This is a genomic window from Streptomyces sp. NPDC016845, from assembly GCF_044332585.1.
In the GTDB taxonomy this organism is placed as follows: domain Bacteria; phylum Actinomycetota; class Actinomycetes; order Streptomycetales; family Streptomycetaceae; genus Streptomyces.
In genome coordinates this window covers 542,483-562,437 of sequence record NZ_JBIRPI010000002.1, presented here as the reverse complement: position 1 = coordinate 562,437, position 19,955 = coordinate 542,483, and the positions used below count along the sequence as shown (strand labels likewise).

Annotated in this window: 21 protein-coding genes and 1 riboswitch; of the genes, 11 read left to right on the top strand and 10 right to left on the bottom strand. The window is 71.9% G+C overall.

Going from position 1 to position 19,955, the window contains the following annotated elements; all coding sequences use genetic code 11:
• Positions 1–23: 23 nt before the first annotated feature.
• From ACH4RC_RS08645 to ACH4RC_RS08635, 3 genes are all read right to left on the bottom strand, one after another.
• Positions 24–428: a DUF3040 domain-containing protein gene (locus tag ACH4RC_RS08645; RefSeq protein ID WP_398197054.1), complete on the bottom strand. Its 405-nt coding sequence runs from the start codon at positions 426–428 to the stop codon at positions 24–26.
• 274 nt (positions 429–702) lie between these two features.
• Complete coding sequence (locus ACH4RC_RS08640; protein WP_398197052.1) at positions 703–1,524, bottom strand: methyltransferase; 822 nt, start codon at positions 1,522–1,524, stop codon at positions 703–705.
• 98 nt (positions 1,525–1,622) lie between these two features.
• Positions 1,623–2,177, bottom strand: coding sequence for an SAV_6107 family HEPN domain-containing protein (locus ACH4RC_RS08635; RefSeq protein ID WP_398197050.1), 555 nt, complete (start codon positions 2,175–2,177; stop codon positions 1,623–1,625).
• A gap of 161 nt (positions 2,178–2,338) precedes the next feature.
• Between ACH4RC_RS08635 and ACH4RC_RS08630 the strand changes: the two genes are divergently transcribed.
• From ACH4RC_RS08630 to ACH4RC_RS08610, 5 genes are all read left to right on the top strand, one after another.
• Complete coding sequence (locus ACH4RC_RS08630; protein WP_398197047.1) at positions 2,339–3,133, top strand: ATP-binding cassette domain-containing protein; 795 nt, start codon at positions 2,339–2,341, stop codon at positions 3,131–3,133.
• A complete protein-coding gene (locus ACH4RC_RS08625) occupies positions 3,105–5,189 on the top strand; it encodes a YhgE/Pip family protein (protein WP_398197045.1) in 2,085 nt (694 codons plus the stop codon). The genes ACH4RC_RS08630 and ACH4RC_RS08625 overlap by 29 nt, the downstream gene beginning before the upstream one ends.
• A 35-nt stretch (positions 5,190–5,224) precedes the next feature.
• A complete protein-coding gene (locus ACH4RC_RS08620) occupies positions 5,225–5,851 on the top strand; it encodes a TetR/AcrR family transcriptional regulator (RefSeq protein WP_398197042.1) in 627 nt (208 codons plus the stop codon).
• Positions 5,852–6,194: 343 nt separating this feature from the next.
• Complete coding sequence (locus tag ACH4RC_RS08615) at positions 6,195–6,806, top strand: DUF4126 domain-containing protein (protein ID WP_398197040.1); 612 nt, start codon at positions 6,195–6,197, stop codon at positions 6,804–6,806.
• Between the two features lie 43 nt (positions 6,807–6,849).
• Positions 6,850–8,346 (top strand): phytoene desaturase family protein, encoded by a 1,497-nt coding sequence (locus ACH4RC_RS08610; protein WP_398197038.1) that lies wholly within the window; start codon positions 6,850–6,852, stop codon positions 8,344–8,346.
• A 19-nt stretch (positions 8,347–8,365) separates the two neighbouring features.
• On the opposite strand, the gene ACH4RC_RS08605 is transcribed toward ACH4RC_RS08610, so the two are convergent.
• The 5 genes from ACH4RC_RS08605 to ACH4RC_RS08585 form a co-directional block, all read right to left on the bottom strand.
• The gene (locus ACH4RC_RS08605; protein WP_398197036.1) at positions 8,366–9,277 is read right to left on the bottom strand and encodes a hypothetical protein; all 912 of its coding nucleotides are present in this window, start codon (positions 9,275–9,277) and stop codon (positions 8,366–8,368) included.
• 45 nt (positions 9,278–9,322) lie between these two features.
• A complete protein-coding gene (gene metF / locus ACH4RC_RS08600; protein WP_398197033.1) occupies positions 9,323–10,243 on the bottom strand; it encodes a methylenetetrahydrofolate reductase [NAD(P)H] in 921 nt (306 codons plus the stop codon).
• A 94-nt stretch (positions 10,244–10,337) separates the two neighbouring features.
• Positions 10,338–10,985, bottom strand: a complete 648-nt coding sequence (thiE, locus tag ACH4RC_RS08595) for a thiamine phosphate synthase (RefSeq protein WP_398197031.1) — start codon at positions 10,983–10,985, stop codon at positions 10,338–10,340.
• Positions 10,986–11,058: 73 nt separating this feature from the next.
• Entirely contained in the window at positions 11,059–11,424 is a 366-nt protein-coding gene (locus tag ACH4RC_RS08590) for an Rv2175c family DNA-binding protein (RefSeq protein WP_398197028.1), read from the bottom strand.
• 77 nt (positions 11,425–11,501) lie between these two features.
• Entirely contained in the window at positions 11,502–12,734 is a 1,233-nt protein-coding gene (locus tag ACH4RC_RS08585; protein WP_398197026.1) for an NAD(P)/FAD-dependent oxidoreductase, read from the bottom strand.
• A 160-nt stretch (positions 12,735–12,894) separates the two neighbouring features.
• A riboswitch (TPP riboswitch) is annotated at positions 12,895–13,008 on the top strand.
• Here ACH4RC_RS08585 and thiO point away from each other — a divergent pair.
• The 5 genes from thiO to ACH4RC_RS08560 all read left to right on the top strand — a co-directional run bounded on the left by thiO (position 13,006) and on the right by ACH4RC_RS08560 (position 18,333).
• A complete protein-coding gene (thiO, locus tag ACH4RC_RS08580; RefSeq protein ID WP_398197023.1) occupies positions 13,006–14,193 on the top strand; it encodes a glycine oxidase ThiO in 1,188 nt (395 codons plus the stop codon). Its footprint overlaps the riboswitch before it by 3 nt.
• The gene (gene thiS, locus ACH4RC_RS08575; protein WP_398197020.1) at positions 14,190–14,390 is read left to right on the top strand and encodes a sulfur carrier protein ThiS; all 201 of its coding nucleotides are present in this window, start codon (positions 14,190–14,192) and stop codon (positions 14,388–14,390) included. Before thiO ends, thiS begins: the two co-directional genes overlap by 4 nt.
• 1 nt (position 14,391) lies before the next feature.
• Positions 14,392–15,186 carry a thiazole synthase gene (locus tag ACH4RC_RS08570; RefSeq protein ID WP_398197018.1) on the top strand — a complete coding sequence of 265 codons (795 nt, stop codon included), beginning with the start codon at positions 14,392–14,394 and terminating at the stop codon, positions 15,184–15,186.
• Between the two features lie 83 nt (positions 15,187–15,269).
• Positions 15,270–17,162: a Stk1 family PASTA domain-containing Ser/Thr kinase gene (gene pknB, locus ACH4RC_RS08565; protein ID WP_398197016.1), complete on the top strand. Its 1,893-nt coding sequence runs from the start codon at positions 15,270–15,272 to the stop codon at positions 17,160–17,162.
• Between the two features lie 304 nt (positions 17,163–17,466).
• Positions 17,467–18,333, top strand: a complete 867-nt coding sequence (locus ACH4RC_RS08560) for a deoxyribonuclease IV (RefSeq protein ID WP_398197014.1) — start codon at positions 17,467–17,469, stop codon at positions 18,331–18,333.
• Between the two features lie 31 nt (positions 18,334–18,364).
• Here ACH4RC_RS08560 and ACH4RC_RS08555 read toward each other — a convergent pair whose 3' ends face one another.
• Positions 18,365–18,997, bottom strand: a complete 633-nt coding sequence (locus ACH4RC_RS08555) for a sulfite oxidase-like oxidoreductase (protein ID WP_398197011.1) — start codon at positions 18,995–18,997, stop codon at positions 18,365–18,367.
• Positions 18,998–19,173: 176 nt separating this feature from the next.
• Here ACH4RC_RS08555 and bfr point away from each other — a divergent pair, with 176 nt between their 5' ends.
• The gene (gene bfr, locus ACH4RC_RS08550) at positions 19,174–19,653 is read left to right on the top strand and encodes a bacterioferritin (protein WP_398197008.1); all 480 of its coding nucleotides are present in this window, start codon (positions 19,174–19,176) and stop codon (positions 19,651–19,653) included.
• On the opposite strand, the gene ACH4RC_RS08545 is transcribed toward bfr, so the two are convergent.
• Positions 19,650–19,883 (bottom strand): bacterioferritin-associated ferredoxin, encoded by a 234-nt coding sequence (locus tag ACH4RC_RS08545; RefSeq protein ID WP_398197006.1) that lies wholly within the window; start codon positions 19,881–19,883, stop codon positions 19,650–19,652. The genes bfr and ACH4RC_RS08545 overlap by 4 nt on opposite strands.
• Positions 19,884–19,955 lie beyond the last annotated feature (72 nt).

The window sequence follows — 19,955 nt, the reverse complement described above, 5'->3', positions numbered from 1 at the left end:
CGAGGCCGATGCGGCGGAGCCGCTCAGCGGCCGCCCTGCTCGTCACGACGGCGCTGCCAGCGCTGCTCGATCCGGTCCATCATCGACCGCTTGGGTTTGGACTGGCGTTGGGCGGCCGGTGCGCCTGGCACCGCCCCCGCCGGTTGTTCGCCTGGCTTGGGGGCCTTGCGCCACCCTGTGACGGCGAGCACCGCACACCCCAGCATGACGAGGAACCCCACCACACTGATCCAGATCTGCTGCGCGACCATTCCAGCCATGAGGAGCGCGATACCCACCAGGAAGCCCGCGACTGCCTGGTAGACCCGACGTCGGGTGTACGTACGCAGCCCGCTTCCCTCAAGCGCTGTCGCGAACTTAGGATCTTCGGCGTACAGCGCTCGCTCCATTTGCTCGAGCATTCGCTGCTCGTGCTCCGAGAGCGGCACGGAGTCCTCCTCATCGTGCAGTCGCCGGGGCGACCGGGGGTCCCCTTCAGGATAGGCAGGGAATCGCCCCCGTGAAACCCGCCCCTCTACGCCAACTTCACCATTCCGGACCGCGCCACGCCGCTCCGGCTCACTGAGCGTCATTCCCCAGCGGCCGACCCGTCATGCCGGACGGTCTACCCCGATCATACGGCGACACACGCCCGATCGGGGGGCCTGTGGCGTACTCCATCTGCCGCTGCGTCGCTGATCAGCGACGGGCGACCGGAGTCGCTCAGGCCCCGTCCGCCGCGCGCTTCGCACCGAGCACATGCAACTGCGTGGCCACCGCGTGGAAGGCGGGGAGTTCGGCGGCGGCCGCCTCCAGTTTCACCAGCTCCTGGAAGGCGCCCGGTTCGGTGTCCACGAGGACCCCGGGGACGAGGTCGGCGAAGACCCGTACGCCGTGCACCGCGCCGACGTCCACGCCCGCGTCGCCGACGAGCCCGGAGAGCTGCTCGGCGGTGAAGCGGCGGGGCACCGGGTCGCCCTCGCCCCAGCGGCCCGCCGGGTCGTCGAGCGCCTGCCGGGCCTCCTTGAAGTGCCCGGCGAGGGCCCGCGCGAGGACGGCGCCGCCGAGGCCCGCGGCGAGCAGGCTGAGGACGCCACCGGTACGCAGCGCGCCCACCGCGTTGCGCACCCCCTCCGTGGGCTCCTCGACGTACTCCAGGACGCCGTGGCACAGGACCGCGTCGTAGGCGTCGCGCTCGACGACGTCGAACAGGCCGGAGATGTCGCCCTGGACGCCGCGCACCCGGTCGGCCACGCCGGCCTCGGCGGCCCGGCGCTCCAGCGCGAACAGCGCGTTCGGGCTGGGGTCGACGACGGTGACGTGGTGGCCGAGACGGGCGACGGGCACCGCGAAGTTGCCGCTGCCCCCTCCGGTGTCGAGAACCTTCAGCTCGGGCCGCCCGCCGGTCTCGGCGCGGTCGTCGAGGGCGTCCTTGAGGACCTCCCAGACCACGGCGGTGCGCAGAGAGGCGCGGGAGCGCGAGGGGTCGGTGTGCGGCGTCGCCGTTCGAGGGTGGGAGACGGGGTGGCGCGACGGGTCCGACACGGCAGCTGACTCCTCGTCGTGAACAGGTTGGGGCGCCTCCAGCCTAATGGGCCGGGGCGGGCCGTCCTGCCATGCCCGTGCGGCGGCGCCCGCGCTGGTCACCCGGCGTCGGACACCTCCCTGTCCACCTCGCGCAGGCCGTCCTCGCGGCGCTGCTGGGGCAGGACCGGCTGCAGGACGAGCATCCGCTCGACCAGGCGCAGGAACATCGCGACGTCGCGCAGCAGATCGTCGGCGTCGCGGGCGCTGGCCGCGCCGCGTATGCCCGCTTCCGCGCGGGCGCGGCGATCGGCTCCGGAGGCGAACAGGGCGCCCCAGTCGGCCAGCTCGGGGGCTATCTCGGGGAGTACTTCCCAGGCGCTGCGGATCCTGGCGCGGCGCTTGGGCGTGGCCTCGGGGCGGCCCCGCGCGGCGAGCACGGCGGCGGCGGTGCGCAGCGCGGCGAGGTGGGCCGTCGCGTACCGCTCGTTCGGCGGTTCGAGGACGGCCGCCTCCTCCAGGCCGGCGCGGGCCTGGGCGAGCAGGTCGAGGGCCGCGGGCGGGGCGCCCGCGCGGCGCAGCACGGGGTGGACGTCGCTCGCCGGTCCCGTCAGTGAGGGGGCAGGGCCGGTGGTGGCGCGGCGGCGTGCGGCGGCTGCGGGGTACCTGGCCATGACGAACCTCCTGTCGTCTGGGTGACGGCACAGTGGCCGTATGTACCCATCGTGGGGCGTACCACTGACAATCGGCTCTGAGCTGGCCTTTTGCTTCCCACAGAGGCGCGGGGTAGCTTTTGCACTGACCGGTCAGTGCAAAAGCTTGGGGGTTCACGATCATGGAAGGTCCGGAGGGCGGAGCCGCCGTCTCCGCCGTGGGGTTCGGGGTGAGGGGACCGCGCGGTTGGGTCTTCCGCGGCGTCGACATCGACGCGGCGCCCGGCTCGCTCGTCGCGGTCGAGGGCCCGTCCGGCAGCGGCCGCACCTGTCTGCTGCTCGCGCTGACCGGACGTATGCGGAGCGCCGAGGGCACCGCGACCGTGGCCGGATCGCGGCTGCCGAAGCAGCTGTCGGCCGTGCGACGGGTCAGCGCGCTCGCGCATGTGCCCGGGGTGACCGATCTGGACCCGGCGCTCACCGTCGCCGAGCACATCCGGGAGAGGGCGCTGCTGCAACGCCGCTTCGACGGTTCACTGCGCGGGCTGCTGCGCGGGGTGCTGCGCCCCCGCTCCGCGCGCAGGGCCGAGGCCCGCCACCGGACCGACGCCGCCCTCGCCGCCGCGGGGCTCGACCTCGACGCCCTCCCCAAGGGCCCCCGGACGGCCGTCCGCGACCTGGAGCGCGTCGAGGCGCTGCGGCTCTCGCTGGCCCTCGCCCTGGCCGGCGAGCCGCTCGTGATCGCCGTGGACGACACCGACCTGAAGCTCGCGGACACCGAGCGGGCCGAGGTCTGGGCCCAGCTGCGGGCCGTCGCGGCGGCGGGCACCACGGTCGTCGCCGTGTGCAGCCGGGCGCCGGACGACGCGGACGTCGTCGTGTCGACCGCTCCCGCGCGGCCCACCGCCGTGACGGCCACGCCCACACCCACCGACAAGGAGGCGGCCGATGCGCTCGCCGAAGCTGGCCGCGCTTGAGCTGAGGCGCTTCGGCAGGGGCAGACTGCCGCGCGCCGCGCTCGTCGCGCTCCTGCTCCTCCCGCTCCTCTACGGCGCGCTGTACCTGTGGTCCTTCTGGGACCCGTACGGGCGCCTGGACAAGATCCCCGTGGCGCTCGTCAACGACGACAAGGGAGCCTCCGCCGCGGGCAAGAAGATCACCGCGGGCGACGACATCACCGAAGGGCTGCACGACAGCGACACCTTCCAATGGCACGAGGTCGGCGCGGAGGAGGCCGAGCGGGGCGTCGAGGACGGCAGGTACTACCTGTCGCTGACCATGCCGAAGGACCTCAGCAGGCGGATCGCGTCCAGCTCCGGGGACACACCCGAGACCGGCGCCCTGCAGGTGCGTACGAACGACGCGAACAACTACATCGTGGGCCAGATCTCCCGGACGGTGTTCTCCGAGGTCCGCTCCGCCGCGTCCACGAACGCGTCGCGGTCCTTCCTCGACAAGATCTTCGTCTCGTTCTCGGACATTCATGACGAGACACAGAAGGCGGCCAAGGGCGCGGACGACCTGGAGAGCGGCATCGGCAAGGCCAAGAAGGGCTCGAAGGACCTGGCCGACGGCCTGAAGGACGCCAAGAAGGGCAGCGGCGACCTGGCGACAGGGCTGGCCAAGCTCGACAAGGGCGCGGCCGACCTGGAGACGGGTTCACGACAGGTCTCCGGCGGCACCCAGCAGCTCGCGGACAAGGTCAACGGTGCAGCCGACCAGGTGCTGCCCTTCCTGAAGGGCAGCAAGAAGCAGATCGGCGACACCGCCAGGCTCGTCGCCGACTCCGCGCGGGGCGTCCGCGCCAACCTCGACGACCTGGTGAAGGCCGCCCCCCTCGCGCGCAAGGGCGCCCACGCGGGCTCCGACCTCCTCGCGGGCGTCTACGAGGCGCGCTGCGAGAAGGCGCCGCTAGACGACCCGGCCTGCCCGGACCTGAAGAAGGCCACGACTGCCGCCGCCGACGTCGCCACGGTCTCCGACGACCTGGACACGCTCATCAAGGACGAGCACGGCGACCTGAAGCTCATGGACAGCCACCTCAGGACCCTCCAGACGCAGTCCGAGGAGCTGGCCCGGCGCGCCCCCACACTCGACAAGGACGTGGAGAACGCGGTCGCGCAGATCAACAAGCTCAACAAGGGCGCGGGCCAGGTCGCCACGGGCGCCCGGAAACTGCACACAGGGCTCGGCACGGCGAAGACCGGGGCCACGGAGCTCGACACCGGTGTGGACACGCTGAAGACCGGGGCGAACGATCTGAACGGCGGCATGTTCAAGCTGGCCGACGGCTCGACCGAGCTGGCCGGCGGCCTGCACGACGGCGTCCGGAAGATCCCCGACTACGACAAGAAGGACCGCGACCAGCGCACCGGCGTGATGGCCGACCCGGTCCAGCTCGCCTCGCACGCGCTGCACAAGGCGCCCAATTACGGCACCGGCTTCGCCCCGTACTTCATCCCGCTGTCCCTGTGGGTGGGTGCCATGGTCGCCTACATGCTGATCGCGCCCCTGAACCGGCGCGCGCTCGCCCTGGGCGCCTCGTCCTGGCGCGTGACGCTCGCGGGCTGGCTGCCGGTCGCCGCCCTCGGCCTGCTCCAGGTGGCGGCCCTGATGTCCGTACTGCACTGGGCGCTCGGCCTCCAGATGCTGCACGCGGCCGGGACGGTCGGCTTCCTGTGCCTGGTCACGGCGTGCTTCGCCGCGATCGTGCAATGGCTGAACGCCCGCTTCGGCGCGGCGGGCCGCATCCTCGTCCTCGCCCTCCTGATGCTCCAGCTGACCTCGGCGGGCGGCACCTACCCGGTGCAGACGAGCCCAGGATTCTTCAACGCGCTCCACCCCTACCTGCCGATGAGCTACGTCGTGGAAGCCCTGCGGCGGCTGATCTCCGGCGGCGGACTCGGCCCCGTATGGCAGGCGTGCGTCGTCCTTGCCGCGTTCACGATCGGCGCCCTGGCGCTCACCGCCCTGACGGCCAGGCGCCGCCAGGTGTGGACGCTCGACCGGCTGCACCCGGAGCTGAGCCTGTGAGCGCCTCCACAAGGCGGCCTGTGAGAATCGGGTCCATGGAAAGCAGCACACGGCGCCAGGCCACCCGGCAGAAGCTCTACGAGGCCGCTGTCACGCTCATCGCGGAGCAGGGCTTCTCCGCCACGACGGTCGACGAGATCGCCGAACGCGCCGGGGTCGCGAAGGGCACCGTCTACTACAACTTCGCCAGCAAGTCGGTCCTCTTCGAGGAGCTGCTGCGGCACGGCGTCGGCCTGCTCACCGCCTCCTTGCGGGACGCGGCGCGCAGAACGGACGAGGGGGGCGGCAGCAAGGTCGACGCCCTGGACGCGATGATCCGCGCGGGTCTCGTCTTCATCGACGAGTACCCCGCCTTCACCCAGCTCTACGTGGCCGAGCTGTGGCGCACCAACCGCGCCTGGCAGTCCACGCTCGCCGTGGTGCGCCAGGAGGCGGTGGCCGTGGTCGAGGGCGTGCTGCGCGACGCCGTGGCGAACGGCGAGCTGAGCGACGAGATCGATGTCCCGCTGACGGCGGCGGCCCTGGTCGGCATGGTCCTGGTGGCGGCTCTCGACTGGCAGGCGTTCCAGCCGGAGCGCTCCCTGGACGACGTGCACGCCGCGCTGTCGCTGCTGCTGCAGGGGCGGGTCGGCGGCGGCCAGCCGCTGAAGGGCCGGACCTGACCCCGCGCGGAGAACAGAGCGCCGGTCCGGCGGGGCCTGTGGTCGTTCAGGCCTCACCGGACCGGCGCATCCCCCGTACTCCCCCGTGGGTCTCCCCCGGGTCCCCCGTGCCTCGCTCTCACCCGTTGACAGGTGAGAGGAGCGGCCAAGGGCGCCGCATCCGTTCCGCCGCCCCGTGTCGGCGGTACCGGAGCCGCGCCCCTCTCCGTGCCCACCACTCTTCCGTCCGCGCAGGTCATGACCCATCCGCGCACCTACTCAACTACTCCTCTGAGTACGGATACTCAGCCGTGCGCGCTCATCCTCAGGCACGGAGAGTCCGCGGCTGGTTACGATCTTCCGCGTGTCCGTACTCCCCCTGGTCTTCACCAGTGGCTGGGCGAGCGGCATCAACGCGTACGCGGTGGTCCTGCTGCTCGGCGTCTTCGGCGCGACCGGTCTGACCGACGAGGTCCCCGAGTCGCTGCAGCGTCCGGACGTCCTGATCGCGGCCGGTGTGCTCTTCCTGTGCGAGGCCGTCGCCGACAAGATCCCGTACGTGGACTCGGCGTGGGACACCGTGCACACCGTGATCAGGCCGGTGTCGGGCGCGGTCGTCGGGGCGCTGCTCGCCGGGCAGAGCGGGTCGCTCTCCGATCTGGCGGCGGGCGCGATCGGCGGCTCCACGGCGCTGGCCAGCCACGCGGTGAAGGCCGGGACGCGGATGGCGGTCAACACCTCGCCCGAACCGGCGTCGAACTTCGTGCTCAGCCTTGCCGAGGATCTCGGCGTCGGTGGCATCGTGACCTTCGCGATGTTCCACCCCGAGGCGGCCGCGATCATCGCCGCGGTGCTGCTCGTCCTCGGCCTCCTGACGCTGTTCCTGCTCGTCCGGCGCATCCGCCGGTTCCTGCGCGGACGCGCCCGGAAGCAGGCCGACAAGCGCCTCGCGCGCGAGGGTCCGCCGCCTCCGTGACCTGCGGGCGGCACTGTCGGTGGCGGCCGATAAAGTCCCTGGCATGGCACGAATTGCGGTGATCGGCGCGGGGCTCGGCGCCATGGCGGCCGCCGCTCGGCTGGCCGTCGCGGGCCACCGACCGGTGGTCCTGGAGCGCGCGTCGACGTACGGGGGCGCCGTCGGCCGTCTCGAGCGCGACGGCTTCGCCTTCGACACGGGTCCCGGACTGCTGCCCCTGCCCGCCGTCTATCGCGACCTGTTCATCAAGACGGGCCGGAAGCCCCTGGAGGAGCTGGTCGGCCTCACCCAGGTCGAGCCGGCGGTGCGGCACGTCTTCGCGGACGGCACGGTGACGGATCTGCCGAACGCGCGCCGCGCGGGTGTCGCCGAGGCGCTGGACGCGGCGGTCGGCGCGGGCGCGGGCGCGCGCTGGTCGGCGTTCATGGACCGGGCACGGGAGGCCTGGGACCGTTCCCGGCGACCGCTCCTCGAAGAGCCTCTGTGGCCCAACTGGCAGGTGCTCGCCGGCCGCGAGCCGTACCCGGCGGTGACGGCGCGCCGGCTCCTCCGCAAGGACCGGACGGCGACGACGCTCAGCGAGATCGGCGCGTTCGAGCTGGGCGGGGAACCGCGCCTGGTGGCGCTTTTGGAGCAGTACGCGCTGGCCCACGGCCTCGACCCCCGGACGGCACCGGCGAGCGCGGCCGTGCTGCCGTACATGGAGCAGACCTTCGGGACCTGGGCGGTGACCGGTGGCATGCGGGCGCTCGCGGACGCGGTGTACGCGCGCTGCCTGGAGCGCGGGGTCGAGTTCGTCTTCGGCGCGGACGTCACCCGGATCGTCGTGAAGGACGGCCGCGCGGCCGGTGTCGAGCTGGCCGGGGGCGCCGTCGAGGACGCCGGCTTCGTGGTGGCGGGCGTCGCGCCGAGCGTGCTGGACGCGCTGGTCCCCGGCCGGGCTCTGCGGGGCGAGGTCCCGGCCCGGTCCGAAGCGGGCGTGCCCAGCAGACTTACGGTGCATCTGGCGCTGCGCGGGGCGCGGCCCGGGGACGTACCGCACCGCACGGTCGTGCACGGCGCGGACCGGGGCGCCGAGCTCGCGTGGCTGTTCGAGGGCGGACCGCGGCCCGCGAGACCGACGGTGACGGTGCTGCGGCCCGGCGAGGCGGCCCAGGCCCCGGACGCCGAGCACGAGGCGGCCACCGTCATCGTGACCGTGCCGCCTCACGCGCGCGTGGACGAGGCCGACGTGGAGGCGGTCCTCGCGGCCACCGAGCGCGCCGTGCCCGGCCTGCGCGACCGTCTCCTGTGGCACGAGGTCCGTACGCCGCGCGACATCGCCGACGGGACCGGAGCGATGGGCGGCGCGGTCCCCGCGCCCGCGCTGGCCGCCGCGCGGGGCAAGCTGCTGCACCCGGCGAACACGACGGAGCTGCCGGGCCTGTTCGCGGTGGGCGGCTGGTCGCACCCCGGCGGCGGCCTGCCGCACGCGGGCATGTCGGGGGCGCTGGTGGCGGGCCTGATCGTGGAGGGCCCGGAGTTCCGCGGCTCGCAGTGAGCCGCGGCGCACGGCGGGGTCAGTACCGGTACTGCTGCTCGTTGTACCCGTTGTCGTACCCGGTGTTCGGGTCGTGCTGCGGGTACGCCGGGTAGGACTGCTCGGGCGGCAACTCGCCGCCGTAGTTCTGCTGCTGGTCCTCGGTGTTGCGCTGCTGCGGCACCCAGACGCCGCCCGGAGGCGTGTCCGTGCCGTACCCCGCGCCCGCCGCGTACGGGTCGCTGTACTGCTGCTGCCCGGTGGCGTACGAGTCGTCGTACTGGGCCTGCGCCGGGTAGGACTGCCCGCCGATGTACGGGTCGGAGTAGGGCGCGGCGTAGGGCTGCTGCCCGGTGTCGTAGCCGTAACCCTGCTGGTCGTAGCCGTAGGACGCGGTGTCGTAGCCGTAGCTCTGCTGCTCGTGGCCTTGCTGGCCGTGCTGGCCGTGCTGCGCGCTCTGGGCGTACGCGGCGTCGCTGTAGACGCCGTACTGGCCGGTGTCGTCGGGCATCGGCTCGGTGGCGGCGTAGACCGCGGTGGCCTCGGCCGGGCTCTCCGGGGGCCGCGGGTGGTCCTGGGCGGCGGGCTCCTGGCCCCCCTGCCCGTATGCCAGGTCCGGGGCCTCCGGCTGGGGGTGCTGGTGGACCGGCTCCTTGCGGCGGCGCTTGCGCCCGCCTTCGCCCTCCTCCGCGCCCGGCTTGTTCTTCAGGGCCCAGCCGGACGCGAACCCGCTGCGGAACGACAGCGTCACGTACGTCTGACCGACCGCGAAGGCGATGGCGCCGGCCGCGATGACGAGCACCGACGGCAGCAGGACGCCGAGGACGACCCCGAGGAAGCCGCCGAAGGCCAGCAGGCGCCAGCGAAGACGCGCCTTGTACTGCAGCAGCACCTCACCGAGGAGCCAGAGCGCCACCAGTCCGAACGCGATGTAGAGGACCGCCCAGCCCATGTACGCCCCTCTCGTGCGGCCGTGAACCCGCGCGGGTACGGCCCATCAGGCCTGCTGTTCGTGCAGGCCCAGGTTTTCGTAGATCTCCAGCGTCGCCGTGGAGTTGTTGAGCGTAATGAAGTGCAGACCCGGGACACCCTCGTCAAGCAGCTTCGCGCAGAACTCCGTCGCGAACTCGATGCCAATGGAGCGTACAGCGGCTGGATCGTCTTTGGCTGTGAGGATGCGCTCTTTCAGGGCCGGCGGGAAGTCGGCGTTGCTCAGCTTGGGCAGCCGCTCGAGCATGCGCACGCTCGTGACCGGCATGCATTCGGGAATGATGGGCGTCTCACAGCCCGCCGCGGCGACCCGGTCACGCAGCCGCAGATACTCCTCCGGGTAGAAGAACATCTGCGTGATCGCGTAGTCGGCGCCCGCCCGGCACTTGTCGACGAAGTGCCGTACGTCGGTGTCCCAGTCCGCGGAGCGCGGATGCATGGCCGGAAACGCGGCGACGCCGACACAGAAGTCGCCCGACTCCTTGATCAGCTCGACGAGCTCGGCCGCGTACGTCAGCCCCTCCGGATGCGAGATCCAGTCGGCCATGGGATCGCCGGGCGGGTCTCCGCGCACAGCGAGCATGTTCCGGATCCCGGCGTCGGCGTACTGGCCGATGATGTTGCGCAGCTCGGCGATCGAGTGCTCGACGGCGGTGATGTGGGCGACCGGCGTCAGCGTCGTGTCGGCGACGATCTGCTCGGTCTCCTTGACCGTGCCCGCGCGCGTGGAGCCGCCGGCGCCGTACGTCACGGAGACGAAGTCGGGCGAGACGGCCTCGACCCTGCGCAGGGCGTTCCACAGGTTGCGCTCGCCCTTCGCGGTTTTCGGCGCGGAGAATTCGAACGAGTACGTCGCCTTCCCGGCCGCGAGCATGTCGCGCACGGTGCGGGCTCGATCGGTCCTGGTGGAAGCGGTGCCAAAGGCCATATGGGCAGGTTACTGACGGAGGCCGGTTGCCCCTAATCCCCGTCCACCTTCCGGACAGCAGGCGGTGGCGCCGCTCCCGGCCGGGCACTTCGGGTCATATCGAACGCAGCCGCTTGGCGAACTCGGCCGCGGCGGCACCGGGGTCGTCGGCCTCGGTGAGGGCACGGACGACGACGACGCGACGGGCCCCGGCCGCCAGGACCTCGTCCAGGTTGCCCAGGTCGATGCCGCCGATGGCGAACCAGGGGCGGTCAGTGGAGAGGGCGGCGGTGTGGCGCACCAGGTCGAGGCCGGGCGCGTGACGGCCCGGCTTCGTCGGCGTCGGCCAGCACGGGCCGGTGCAGAAGTAGTCCACGCCTTCCTGGACGGCGGCCGCGTCGGCCTCCGCGTCGGCGTGCGTGGAGCGGCCTATGAGGACGTCGTCGCCGAGGAGGGCGCGGGCCGCGGGGACGGGCAGGTCGCCCTGGCCGAGGTGCAGGACGTCCGAGCCGCCGGCGTGCGCGACGTCCGCCCGGTCGTTGACCGCGAAGAGCTTGCCGTGGCGGCGGGCCGCGTCGGCGAACACCGCGAGGTGCTCCAGCTCCTCACCGGCCTCCATGCCCTTGTCCCGCAGCTGCACGATGTCCACGCCGCCCGCGAGCACGGCGTCGAGGAACTCCGGCAGGTCGCCTTGGCGCTTGCGGGCGTCGGTGCACAGGTAGAGCCGCGCATCGGCGAGCAGTTCGCGCCGCGGGTCGGCCATGGGACATCCCCCGTTGGTTGTCGATGGTGTGCGCGCCACGCGCGCGTGGCGCGCACACCGGACGGTTGTCAGGTCAGACGGCGAGCGCCTGGGCGCGGCGCTTCACCTCCGTGCCGCGATTCTCGCTCAGGGCCTGCGCGGGCGTGCCCGGCAGGGTCGGGTCGGGGGTGAAGAGCCACTCCAGCATCTCTTCGTCGCTGAAGCCGTCGTCGCGCAGGAGCGTCAGGGTGCCGGTGAGGCCCTTGACGATCTTGTCGCCGTCGATGAAGGCGGCGGGCACGTGCAGCGCCCGGTTCTCACCGCGGCGTACAGCGATCACCTGGCCCTCCTTCACCAGCTGGCGCACGCGCGTCACCTCGATGCCGAACCGCTCGGCGATGTCGGGAAGGGTGAGCCAGTCGGGGACGAGAGCATCGGTCTTTGCGTCAATCTCGGTCACAGGACAAGCCTGCCATCCCGGACTGACAGACGGAAAGCCGGACCGGGCTGACCAGGTGTTTCCCAAGCGTACGGCGGTCAGGCCACGGCGGACTTCAGCGGCCGGGCGGGGTCGGCGAGCAGCTCCGGGTCGAGCACGGTGCCGGCCTCGATGAGCTTGCGCCCCTGGGCGAGATCGCGGGGCTTGCCGACGGCCAGGACGGCGGCCAGGGCCCCTTCGCGCAGCCAGCACACCGACCAGGCCGCACCGGCCGGGTCCCCGCGCCACACGGTCCGGTCGGCGGCGCGGTGGTGCCCCGCGTACTGCACGAACCGCCCGAACTGCTCGGACCAGAAGTAGGGCACGGGGTCGTACACGGCCGGTGTCTCACCGATGATGTTCGCCGCGACGGTCCGGGGCCCTTGCAGGGCGTTGTCCCAGTGATGGACGAGGAGCCGCTCGCCGTAGCGCGCCGAGGGGAAGGACGAGCAGTCCCCGACGGCGTAGACATCGGCCACGGAGGTGCGCAACCCGGCGTCGGCGACGACTTCACGCTGCTCGCCCAGCTCGATGCCGGAACCGTCCAGCCAGCCGGTGGCGGGCCGGGCGCCGATGCCGACGACGACGGCCCCGGCGGGCAACCGCGTCCCGTCGTCCAGGGTCACGAACCCGGGCTCGACGTGCTCCACACGCGCGTGGGTGCGCAACTGTGCGCCCGCGTCGGCGTACCAGGCCGTCATCGGGGCGGCGACCTCGGCGGGCAGCGCCCCGGCCAGCGGCCGCTCGGCGGCCTCCACGACGGTGACACGGCAGCCGGCCTCGCGCGCGGCGGTGGCGAACTCGGCGCCGATCCACCCGGCGCCCACGACCACCACGTCGCGCTGCTCGGCGAGGACGGGCCGCAGCCGCTCGGCGTCGTCGAGGGTGCGCAGCAGATGGACACCGGGAACGGCGTCGGCGCCGGGCAGCCGCACGGGTTCGGCACCGGTGGCGACGACCAGGACGTCGTAGGACACGGGCCCGTCGACGGTGTCGAGCTCATGATCGCCGGGCCGCACACCGGTGGCCTCGCGCCCGAGCTCCACGGTCACGCCGAGAGCGGCGAAGTCGACGTCGAAGGCGGACCCGTCGGCCTTGCCGAGCAGGACGGCCTTGGAGAGCGGCGGCCGGTCGTAGGGCGGATGGGGTTCGGCGCCGATCAGCGTGACGGTGCCCGCGAAGCCCTGCTCGCGCAGGGCCACGGCGGTCTGCACGCCGGCCATCCCCGCGCCGACGATGACGACGTTGCGCCGCCCCTGAGGTGTCCCGTTGCCGCTCGGTTGCTCGCTCACCGGATCACCTTAGGCACCTGATCTTGCGTCGGTCAGCGGTGCGGGCCACTCCCGCGCCGTGACGTCCTGCACACGTGTCACTGGTTTAGCGATCAAGGCGCTGTCCGCACCGGCGGCCGTACTTACTGCGGACCGCGCCCACCGGTTAGGGTGGCCGCCGTAAAGCACTCGCGGGAGCCCGTACGCAGCGGGCTGAGAGGGAGGCTGGGGCGGCCTCCGACCGTACGAACCTGATCCGGGTCATGCCGGCGAAGGGAGGGGCTGGACGCCCATGTCGCGTATCCCCACCGAAGCCACCGACGTACTGGTCGTCGGGGGCGGCATCATCGGTCTCGTCACCGCGTGGCGGGCCGCTCAGCGCGGTCTGTCGGTCGCGGTCGTGGACCCCGGACCGGGCGGCGGGGCCGCCCGGGTGGCGGCCGGGATGCTGGCCGCGGTCACCGAACTGCACTACGGCGAGCAGACGCTGCTCGCCCTGAACGTCGAGTCGGCGCGCCGCTATCCGCGGTTCGCGGCGGAGCTGTCCGAGGCGAGCGGCCAGGACCTCGGCTACCGCGCGTGCGGCACCCTGGCGGTCGCCCTGGACGCGGACGACCGGGCGCACCTGCGCGAACTGCACGCGTTCCAGCTGAAGTCGGGCCTGGAGTCCGAGTGGCTGTCGGGCCGCGAGTGCCGCCGTCTGGAGCCGATGCTCGCGCCGGGCGTGCGCGGGGGCCTGCGGGTCGACGGCGACCACCAGATCGACCCGAGAAGGCTCGCGAGCGCCCTTGTGACGGCCTGCGAGCGCGCGGGCGTGGCCTTCCACCGCCAGAAGGCCGAACGCCTCTCAGTGATCCGTGACAGAGCGCGAGGCGTGACACTGACGGACGGCACCGCCCTGGCAGCCGACCGGACCGTGCTGGCGACCGGCAGCCACAGCGCCTCGCTGCCCGGCGTCCCGGAGGAGGTACGCCCGCCGGTCCGCCCGGTGAAGGGCCAGGTCCTGCGCCTGACGGTGCCGCCGCGGTACGCGCCGTTCCTCAGCCGCACGATCCGCGCGGTGGTCCGCGGCAACCACCTGTACCTGGTGCCGAGGGTCAACGGCGAACTGGTCGTGGGCGCCACCAGCGAGGAGCTCGGCTGGGACACGACGGTCACGGCGGGCGGCGTCTACGAACTCCTCCGCGACGCCCACGAGCTGGTTCCCGGCATCACGGAACTGCCGCTGACGGAGACCTGCGCGGGCCTGCGCCCCGGCTCCCCGGACAACGCCCCGCTCCTGGGCCCCACCACCTTGCCCGGCCTGCTCCTGGCGACGGGCCACTACCGCAACGGCGTACTGCTGACCCCGATCACGGGCGACGTGATGGCGCACGCCCTGACGACGGGTGAGCTCCCGCCGGAGGCGAGCCCCTTCGCCCCGGACCGTTTCCCGGCGGCGCCCGCCCCCGCCCCGGCCCCCTCGGAGCAGCCCGCATGAACGTGTCCCTCAACGGCGAGCCGCAAGCGATAGCGGCCGGAACCACCCTGGCGGCGCTCGTGGCGACGCTCACCACCGCACACTCCGGCGTGGCCGCCGCCCTGAACGAGACGGTCGTACCGCGCACCCAGTGGCCGGCGACAGAACTGAACGAGGGCGACCGCGTAGAGGTCCTCTCCGCAGTGCAAGGAGGCTGACATGGCGGACGACGCTTTCGTCATCGGAGACACCACCTACTCCTCCCGCCTGATCATGGGCACAGGAGGCGCCCCGAGCCTGGACATCCTGGAACGCGCGCTGACGGCGTCGGGCACGGAACTGACCACAGTGGCGATGCGCCGCGTGAGCGCGACAGCGCACAACTCGGTCCTCTCGGTCCTCAGGAACCTGAACATCCAGATCCTGCCGAACACAGCGGGCTGCTACACAGCGGGCGAGGCGGCTCTGACGGCCCGCCTGGCGCGCGAAGCCCTGGGCACAAGCCTGGTCAAACTGGAAGTGATCGCGGACGAACGAACCCTCCTCCCCGATCCGATAGAGACGCTGGAAGCCGCGGAAACCCTGGTGGACGACGGTTTCACGGTCCTCCCGTACACGAACGACGACCCGGTCCTGGCGCGCAGGCTGGAGGACGTGGGCTGCGCGGCGATCATGCCGCTCGGCTCCCCCATCGGCTCGGGCCTCGGCATCCGCAACCCGCACAACTTCGAGCTGATCGTCGAGCACGCGCGCGTGCCGGTGATCCTGGACGCGGGCGCGGGCACGGCCTCCGACGTGGCGCTCGCCATGGAGCTGGGCTGCGCGGGGGTGATGCTCGCCTCGGCGGTGACCCGCGCCCAGGAGCCGGTGCTCATGGCCGAGGGCATGCGGCACGCGGTGGAGGCGGGCCGGCTGGCGTACCGGGCGGGCCGCATCCCCAGGCGCCACTTCGCCGAAGCCTCCTCGCCCACCGAGGGCCGGGCCCGCCTGGACCCGGAGCGTCCGGCCTTCTGAGACGGTCACAGCTCTGCTGCAGTACGGGCCCGGTCCCGCAGCGGGACCGGGCCCTGTCAGTCACTCCTCGTACACTCGCCTGCGTGGACACGACCCTTCAGGACCCGTTGCTCGGGCATGTGCTCGACGGCCGGTACCGCATCGACGCACGGATCGCGGTCGGCGGGATGGCCACGGTCTACCGGGCCGTGGACACCCGTCTGGACCGCGTGCTCGCGCTCAAGGTGATGCACCCCGCCCTGGCCACGGACGCGACCTTCGTGGAGCGCTTCATCCGCGAGGCCAAGTCGGTGGCCCGCCTGGCGCACCCGAACGTCGTGGGCGTCTTCGACCAGGGCGCCGAGGGCGCGTACGTCTACCTGGCGATGGAGTACATCGCGGGCTGCACGCTCCGTGACGTGCTGCGCGACCGCGGCGCCCTGCGCCCCCGCGCGGCGCTGGACATCCTGGAGCCGGTGCTCGCCGCGCTCGGGGCGGCGCACCGCGCGGGCTTCGTGCACCGGGACATGAAGCCGGAGAACATCCTCATAGGGGACGACGGCCGGGTGAAGGTGGCGGACTTCGGCCTGGTCCGCGCGGTGGACACGGTCACGAACACGACCGGCACACTCCTGGGCACGGTCTCCTACCTCGCCCCCGAGCAGATCGAGGACGGCACGGCGACACCGGGCGTGGACGTCTACGCATGCGGCGTGGTCCTCTACGAGATGCTGACGGGCGCCAAACCGCACAGCGGCGACACCCCGGCCCAGGTCCTCTACAAGCACCTGAACGAGGACGTCCCCGCCCCCTCCATAGCCGTCCCCGGCCTGCCCGCCGCCCTGGACACGCTGGTGGCGACGGCCACGGCGCGCGACCCGCGGGTCAGGCCTCAGGACGCCGTGGACCTGCTGGCGCACGCGAGGACCGCCCGCGCCGCACTGTCCGAGACCGAGCTGGACACGGCGCCCCCGCAGGCGCACGAGGCACAGCACGCGGGCGCGCAGGACCGCACGAGCGTGCTCCCCCTCGCAGTACAGCCGCCGCCGGAGAACCGGACGAGCCGCCTGCAGTCACCGCCCCCGCCACCCCCGGCCCCCAGGTCCGGCAAACCACGCCGCGCACAGTTCGCGATCATCGCCGCGCTGCTCCTGGTCCTCGGCATCGGCGCGGGCGTCTGGTACATCAACTCGGGCCAGTTCACCGAGGTCCCCCCGCTGCTGGCCAAGACAGAGGCCGAGGCGAAGAAGCGCCTGGACGAGGCGGGCCTCCGCCCGGGCGGCAAGGTCTCCTACGAATACAGCGACGCGTACAAGCGCGGCACCGTGATGGGCACGGACCCGGAGGCGAAGGCCCGTATCCGCGACGACGGCACGGTGAACCTCACCGTGTCCAAGGGCCCCAAGACCGTGAACGTCCCCGACCTGGAGGGCACCCGCCTCGCCACGGCGAAGAGCGACCTCGAACAGCGCGGCCTGAAACCGGGCATGGTCACCAAGGAGTTCAGCGAGGACATCGCCAAGGGCTCAGTGATCAGCACGGACCCCGGGGCCGGCACAACCCGCGTCTCGGGCTCCGCGGTGGCCCTGATCGTCTCCAAGGGCGCTCCCGTGGACGTCCCGGACGTCACGGGCGAGTCCGAGGAGGACGCCGTGGCGGAGCTGGAGGAAGAGGGCCTCGAGGCGGAGATCGCCACGACCCGCGTCACGTCGGACGAGGACAAGGGCGACGTGGCCCGCCAGTCCCCGAAGGACGGCCGGCTCTCCGAGGGCGACACGGTGACCCTGACGATCTCCAAGGGTCCCCCGCTGATCGAGGTCCCCGACGTCGAGGGCATGAGCGTGGACGAGGCCCACGACACCCTGGAGAGCGTGGGCTTCGAGGTGGACGAGGACCGCGGCCTCCTGGGCCTGTTCGGCGACACGGTGAAGAACCAGTCGGTGGACCCGGGCGACAAGGCCCCGAAGGGCTCGACCATCAAGATCACGATCCGCTGAAGAACGACCGCGCCCTTCTGGGAAACCACGACCGTCAGCCGTGTACGAGACGGGAGGGGACGATCGGGGTATGTCCGCGCGGAGCGGAGCACAGTAGCCGCGGTGACAGCCCCGAAGCAGCCGGCGAGGCCATCAAGATGGCGAGCACGGACATACCCCGAGCGGCCCCGTACCCACAGACACACCTGTCGGATCGAAACGGATGGCCGCCGACAAGCCGAAGACGGCCCCCCTCCCTTCACGCGAGACCCGCACCACCCGCCCCCGGGCCCCGCACCCCCGAACCCATGACACCCTGGACAGGGTGAACACCCGCAGACCCCGCAACCCCATCGGCGGCCACGTCCCGGTCGCCGGCGGCCTGGCCACCGTAGGCCTCCAGTACGCCGAGGAAGTCGAGGCCGAGACCGTCCAGGTCTTCGTGGCCAACCCGCGCGGCTGGGCCACTCCCCCCGGCAACCCCAAGCAGGACGAGGCGTTCCGCGCCCGCTGCGCCGCCGACGGCATCCCGGCCTACGTCCACGCCCCGTACCTGATCAATTTCGGCTCGCACACCGAGGCCACGGTCGAGAAGAGCGTCCTGTCGATGCGGCACTCGTTGCGCCGTGCCCGGGACATCGGCGCCCTGGGCGTAGTGGTGCACACGGGCTCGGCGACAGGCGGCCGCGACAGGTCGGTGGCGCTGGCCCAGGTCCGCGCGCACCTGCTCCCGCTCCTGGAGGAGCTGACCCACGAGGACGACCCGTTCCTGCTCCTGGAGTCGACCGCGGGCCAGGGCGCGTCGCTCTGCGCCCGCACGTGGGACTTCGGCCCGTACTTCGACGCCCTCGACCACCACCCCAAGCTGGGCGTCTGCCTGGACACGTGCCACATCTACGCGGCGGGCCACGACCTCGCGGGCCCGGGCGGCATGAAGCAGACCCTGGACCTCCTCGTGGACACGATCGGCGAGGGCCGCCTCAAGCTGATCCACGCCAACGACTCGAAGGACGTCGTGGGCGCCCACAAGGACCGTCACGAGAACATCGGCGCGGGCCACATCGGAGCGGACCCGTTCCGCGAGCTGATGACCCACGCGGCGACGGAGGACATCCCGCTGATCGTGGAGACGCCGGGCGGCAAGGAGACGAACGCGGCGGACATAGCGTGCCTGAAGGCACTCCGCGGTTGAGAGCGGACGGACACAGCACCGTGGCCCGGGCTCAGAGCTCGGGCCCCTCCCCGGGAACCTCCTGGTAGGAGTACCGCTGCTCCCGCCACGGATCCCCCACGTTGTGGTACCCGCGCTCCTCCCAGAACCCCCGCCGATCCGCGGTCATGTACTCAACACCGCGCACCCATTTCGGCCCTTTCCACGCATAGAGCTGGGGCACGACGAGCCGCAGCGGAAACCCGTGCTCGGCGGTGAGCAGCTCCCCGCCCTTGTGCGTGGCGAAAATGGTCTGCTCAGCGGCGAAATCGGCAAGCCGCAGGTTGGAGCTGAACCCGTACTCGGCCCAGACCATGACGTGTGTGACGGCGGGATCCGGCGGCGCGAGCTCAAGGATCGTAGCGGCGCGCACACCACCCCACTCGGCGCCGAGCATGGAGAATTTGGTGACGCAGTGCAGGTCACCGACGACGGTGGCGTACGGGAGGGCGGAGAACTCCTCGTGGTTCCAGCAGTGCTTGTCGCCGTCCGCGGTGGCGCCGAAGACGCGGAACTCCCACCGTTCGGGCCGGAATTTGGGCACCGGCCCGTAGTGTGTGACCGGCCAGCCGCGCTGCAGACGCTGCCCCGGAGGAAGCTCCGGCTGCACTGCTCCTCCAGACTCGCGACCCACCGGCTGACCCATGTCTCCATCCTGGCAGAAGCTGAGCGGTGGCCGTGACCACGCACCCGCCACCCGCCCGAAGTGGATCATTGATTCGGGGCAACTCGTACTAAGCATGCACTTACTGGACGGTTTTCGAGACCGATGCAAGGATGCGCGGGACTTGCCCAGTCCACCACGTGGAAGGAGCCTCTGCGATGCAGGGCGACCCCGAGGTCATCGAATTCCTCAATGAGCAGCTCACGGGCGAGCTGACGGCCATCAATCAGTACTGGCTCCACTACCGGATCCAGGACAACAATGGCTGGACCAAGCTCGCGAAGTACACCCGTGCCGAGTCCATCGACGAGATGAAGCACGCGGACAGGCTGACGGAACGAATCCTCTTCCTCGACGCCCTGCCCAACTACCAGCGGCTGTTCCACGTCCGGGTCGGCCAGACGGTCACGGAGATGTTCCAGGCGGACCGCCAGGTGGAGGTGGAGGCGATCGACCGCCTGCGCCGGGGCATCGACGTGATGCGCGCGAAGGGCGATGTGACATCAGCCCGGATCTTCGAGGAGATCCTGGAGGACGAGGAGCACCACATCGACTATCTGGACACGCAGCTGGAGCTGATCGAGAAGTTGGGCGAGGCGCTCTACCTGGCTCAGCAGATCGAACAACCGGACAGCTAGGCGGCCAGAGCCTCGTCCTCGACCGCGACCGTCCCGACGGGCTCGACGGAGTCACTCCGCCGCGGCGCACACCCTCCGCGCCCGAGCAATGCCTGGATCCGCCGCACGCACGACCCGCAGTCGGTCCCGGCCTTGCAGGCCGAGGCGATCTGCCGCGGGGTGCAGGCACCACCCGCGGCATGCTGCTTGACCTGGTCCTCGGTAACTCCGAAGCAGTTGCAGACGTACACGCGGGCTCACCTCCCGGTCGGGTTCACAGGCATCGCCGCCCCGACTGATCGGTGAGGCAAACCTAACCTTAC